This is a genomic window from Holdemanella porci (assembly GCF_009696075.1).
GTDB classification, from domain to species: domain Bacteria; phylum Bacillota_I; class Bacilli_A; order Erysipelotrichales; family Erysipelotrichaceae; genus Holdemanella; species Holdemanella porci.
This window is the reverse complement of record NZ_VUMR01000083.1, coordinates 1-4,489: the sequence shown is the minus strand read 5'-3', so window position 1 is coordinate 4,489 and position 4,489 is coordinate 1. Positions and strand designations below refer to the sequence as shown.

Here is a 4,489-nt window from a genome sequence, read left to right as displayed (position 1 = left end):
TCATGATACAGTACACGAAATGGCTCGTGATGAAGCTCGTCATGGTAAGGCATTTGCTGGATTATTAAAACGTTATTTTGGTGAATAATGCATTTAGAAGCTTCTGAATCAATCGGAAGCTTTTTTTCTTGTTTTCGTGTATAATACCTGACTTTAGAGGTTGAATAGAAAAAAAGGTGCAACACTCGATATTTGATTATCGAGTATGCATCATTTTTATTTGTTTATCTGTTAGATAATAATTTGTTATTTGATAATATTTTTTTCTAACAATAAGTTGCATAACATTCTGTCCTATTCCCACTTTTTAAAAATCATTAAATTTTCGGTAATAACTATCACAAGCATAATTTAACACAATTAGTGGGTTTGTCATTATTCTATTCCCGATTTTTGGTAAATATTCATTTTTCGGTAATAGAACGATCCTTTTAATTTCTAATAGTGTGAACATCAAGTTGCTCACTTGATTAAAGAAAAGCACTAGCTGAAGTGCTAATGCTTATCGAAGCTCAGGTAAACCTAAACTGTTAATTGCTTTTATAATGATAGACCATGTTGTTTCATCACAAATATCTAAATCATCATCGTTTTCATTCCATTCTTTAATGTAGGATATATATTATGGATAAACTTCTTAAATTCCTTTTCAGTTAAATCAATACTTGTTTCACATTCTAAAGTACCAATAGAATCTGAATAAGAATCAACAAACCGATCTTTAATCTTTTTTACAACAATCTTTTGATATCCTTCATAAAAACCACCCATTTCAGATTCAACTGAAATAGTAGAAGTTTCATCAATAGGTAAAAATGAATAACGAGCATCTTTATGACAATGAAAAAAATATCGACTTGAAGGTAGCATCGTTTTACCACGTACCAAATAAATTTAATGATCATCTATATCTTTTTGAAGTTGAGTAGTCATTGTTAGAATTCTATAAACAATTTTGCCGTTTCATGACCACAATGAGAACAGCAAATTCTTGTCAACGCTATCACTTCTTTCTTTTTTCAATAAACTGAAATTTGGCGTTCCATCACTATTAGTTCAAAAGGATGTGCATCAGAAAACCGATTAAAACACAAACAACAAATGTTGTCAACGCAGTACCTATAACTAAAAGAATTTTTTGATAAGGACGTTTGCCTATTTCTCGTTGCTTATGAATATCATCCAAAAGTTTTCCCTCAGAAAATGCAACAATTTCTTTATAGGTTTGAACATCATTATCTTTTTTTACCTTTTCAACCTTAAAGGCAAAGTACATAGAGATTGCCCAAATGATTCCCCAAGGAATGAATGCCCAAACACCAAGCCACATAAATAGCGGCACTGCAGAAACAGCAGTTGCAATTAGCATTATAGTGTAGGATTTTCCATAGCGATTCATCTTTTCAATTTCTTCTTTTTGAATTACATCTTTCATAACTTCAATATCTCCTTTGATTAGATTGTCAAGAGAAATTTGAAAGATTTCACTCAGTAATACCAAACTATTCACATCTGGATAGCTTTTATCATTTTCCCAATTTGAGATTGTTTGCCTTGAAACATAAACACGATTGGCTAACTCCTCTTGGGATAAATGTGCTTCCTGACGATGCATTTTTATTTGCTTTCCAAGTTCCATCTCGTAACCTCCTTGCATACTCATACTAATCGAAAGGTCTTATTTTCGCTATCAAAGTGGATTGACATTTATGGTTTCCGTGTGTAAAAGGTCTTTTACAGACCGTAAACTTCAAATTTATCTAGCTAAATTGTATCATACACCTTAGTTTTTAAACATTTGCTATATTAACCAATTTAGCTAGAATTACAATTCTCTTATTGTTATCTCTTGTATCACAAGTAACCAATGTCGTTAATCGATCATCTTTATTTACTGAAACACCAGTTTTATACAATCCTCTATTAATAGAATCTGATATAAATGCATTAAATGAGTTTGTTGAATCCCATTCTGTTTGTGTAAATTCTAAAGAATCATTTAAGTTATTTAAATCAACATTCATTACTCCAAAAATCTGATATATTTTAGTTTCATCTTCAGTAATAAATTTAAATGTATCATGCTTTTTATAATAGTTGTGATCTGTATAACTCATTAAAGGTGTAAAGATAATATTGTCCCATTTACTAGAATGACCATAGATTACGACATTTTTTGAATCTATATTTCCATCTGCCGATACAAATGGTATTCCGGCATTGGCATATTCTTTGTTGATATTTTTACGAACATAATAATCATTATTTGGAGCTTGTACAATTGGCTCATAAATAATTCGATCATCAAATTCTAAAATACCCACAACATCTTTATTTGTTTGTTTCAACAAAGATAAAGGAAGCTCCTTTTCAGAAGTTTCCTCATTCTCTTTTTTTGATTCTTTTTTAGTCGTTTTTGTTTCTACATAATAATCCGAATAGTCATAAGATTTCTTTGCAGTAACCTGATTGTAGATAACACCACCAATCAATCCCACTACAAGTAGTGCAGCTGCTATTTTTATTTTTTTATGTTTCATACTATTTATACCCCAGTATTAGGAACAACGATATGTGCATTTTCAAAATAATAGATAATTGTATCGGTTTCCTCATCTGCCTCTACTTTATAAGCTTTAGACTTATCAGCTAATTGATAAGAAGTTGGAGCTTTGATTCCCTTAAATTCATATTCATGACCATAAATTGCATCAGAAAGCACAGCTTTTCCATCTTTTACAACATGCTTTGTTACTTTGTCATCTCCAACTTTTCTAGAATAATAAGTGCCATCATCAAGCATAGATGAAACAGAGTGTTCCAATGAATCATTGTTTTTCCATCCAAGACAGCTAGTAAGATCGCCCTGAGGATCAAAATCCACAATCAAGACATTGCATCCATTTCGAGCCAAACCAATGGCCACATTCTCTGTAGTTGTAGTTTTACCTACACCACCCTTTTGATTTGTGACTGCGATTACTTTACATTTTGGCATAATAAAAACTCCTTTCTCATATGCCAGATTGACCTGGCTATGTAAAAGGAGTTTGTTCATATTGTCCTGTTTTATGTTTCTAATACTCTTATGTTTGACCACTCATCAAGTGTTCTTAAAAGATGAATATTAGCTGAAAGCCTATTTTTATTAGCTGGAAGTGGTCAAAATGTTCGAATCACGCCAATTTCTATTAGCTGGCATTTCCGTAAAATTCAATTCAAGCTTAATTAAAAAAAGCGATAAAATCAAATGATTTCACCGCAATTTATATATAGCCATAAAGTTTTAAAATCACTTTATTTATAGCAAATATGGCGTCCTCGAGGTGGTTCGAACACCCGATCTATCGCTTAGGAGGCCACTCATCACAATTTTATTTAATCTTGAAATTTTCATACAATTTTGTTTTGTGCTTTATTTATCGACTTTTTTACGTTTTCTAATTTTGACCACTCAACAAATTACACGGTTTTTTTCACCTGATTTCGTTTAATTTTTACAGTCAATATTAGCTGGCTATTAGCTGGAAAGTCATTTTACTAAAAAAGTCCCTTAATTGGGACATCTTATTTTAATGCATCTAATAGTTTATCTAGTAAATCTGGATTATCTTTTAAAGAAGCAACCAGCTTATCCACATCAATACTATCCTTTTTTCGATTCGCATTATCTTCATCGTTGTTTTGATAGAATGACTCATCAAACTTTTGAGCATTTACTTTGCGATCTTCATCTAAAATATGACTATATAAATCAGTTACCATATCAGCTTGTGCATGGCCAGTATCTCCCTGTGTTGCTTTTATATCACCGTGATTCAATTTCAATTTATATGTTGTACTTGAATGACGAAGCGAATGAAATACCACTGGCGGAAGTCCAGCTTCTTCTGAAACCTTGGCCAATCCTTTGCGAATAATATTATGCTCTACTGGTCTACCATCTTCAAAACATAAAACCATATCATAATCATGATATTCATCTTGAAAGAATTCTTTGTATTCATTTTGTTGTTCTTTCCATTCTCGTAAAAATTGTGCCAATGTATTAGGTAGCCATATAGTACGAATACTTGATTGTGTTTTTGGCTTTCGTAAAACCAATACTGTTGTATTATTTTCATTATCCATAGCCGATGGAAATGTATACAAAATATCTTGAACATTCAACTCATCAATTCCCTTTTTAGATAATCTTTGTAATTGCTGTTCTACAACAATATGAGCATTATCTTTTTCAATATCCTCATCGCTTATGAATACATTTTTCCATTGTAATCCTAAAACTTCACCAATACGTAATGAACACGCAAATGATAGTTGAATTGCCAATGAAATTTTTGGATCTTCACAAACTTCTAGTTGATGCTAGTATATTTATAGGACAGGTAAAACATCTCGAATTTGATTTGATAAGGAACCAATCACATTAAAAATAGAATGAGATATTGAACATGACTGTCCTGGATATTGTAGATTCTTGTGCATA

The 4,489-nt window shown here is 31.4% G+C and carries 5 protein-coding genes and 1 pseudogene; 1 reads left to right on the top strand and 5 read right to left on the bottom strand.

The annotated features are described in order from the left end of the window. Positions 1–88: pseudogene (locus FYJ55_RS10155) on the top strand (NADH peroxidase); the annotation flags it as partial. A gap of 488 nt (positions 89–576) precedes the next feature. Here the strand turns inward: FYJ55_RS10155 and FYJ55_RS10150 are convergent. The 5 genes from FYJ55_RS10150 to FYJ55_RS10130 all read right to left on the bottom strand — a co-directional run bounded on the left by FYJ55_RS10150 (position 577) and on the right by FYJ55_RS10130 (position 4,332). Further along, positions 577–870 (bottom strand): hypothetical protein, encoded by a 294-nt coding sequence (locus tag FYJ55_RS10150; RefSeq protein WP_154556723.1) that lies wholly within the window; start codon positions 868–870, stop codon positions 577–579. 181 nt (positions 871–1,051) lie between these two features. After that, on the bottom strand, positions 1,052–1,639 hold the full coding sequence (locus FYJ55_RS10145) for a helix-turn-helix domain-containing protein (RefSeq protein WP_110103169.1): 588 nt from the start codon (positions 1,637–1,639) through the stop codon (positions 1,052–1,054). Positions 1,640–1,790: 151 nt separating this feature from the next. After that, positions 1,791–2,540, bottom strand: a complete 750-nt coding sequence (locus FYJ55_RS10140) for a class B sortase (protein ID WP_154556722.1) — start codon at positions 2,538–2,540, stop codon at positions 1,791–1,793. Between the two features lie 5 nt (positions 2,541–2,545). Next, positions 2,546–2,998, bottom strand: coding sequence for a ParA family protein (locus FYJ55_RS11355; RefSeq protein ID WP_268234154.1), 453 nt, complete (start codon positions 2,996–2,998; stop codon positions 2,546–2,548). Between the two features lie 569 nt (positions 2,999–3,567). Next, positions 3,568–4,332, bottom strand: a complete 765-nt coding sequence (locus FYJ55_RS10130; protein WP_229771160.1) for a site-specific integrase — start codon at positions 4,330–4,332, stop codon at positions 3,568–3,570. Positions 4,333–4,489: the final 157 nt, after the last annotated feature.

Coding starts and splice junctions, on each gene's coding strand:
- FYJ55_RS10145 (WP_110103169.1), bottom strand. CDS start 1,639: ATGGAACTTGGAAAGCAAATAAAAATGCATCGTCAGGAAGCACATTTA.
- FYJ55_RS10150 (WP_154556723.1), bottom strand. CDS start 870: ATGCTACCTTCAAGTCGATATTTTTTTCATTGTCATAAAGATGCTCGT.
- FYJ55_RS10140 (WP_154556722.1), bottom strand. CDS start 2,540: ATGAAACATAAAAAAATAAAAATAGCAGCTGCACTACTTGTAGTGGGA.
- FYJ55_RS11355 (WP_268234154.1), bottom strand. CDS start 2,998: ATGCCAAAATGTAAAGTAATCGCAGTCACAAATCAAAAGGGTGGTGTA.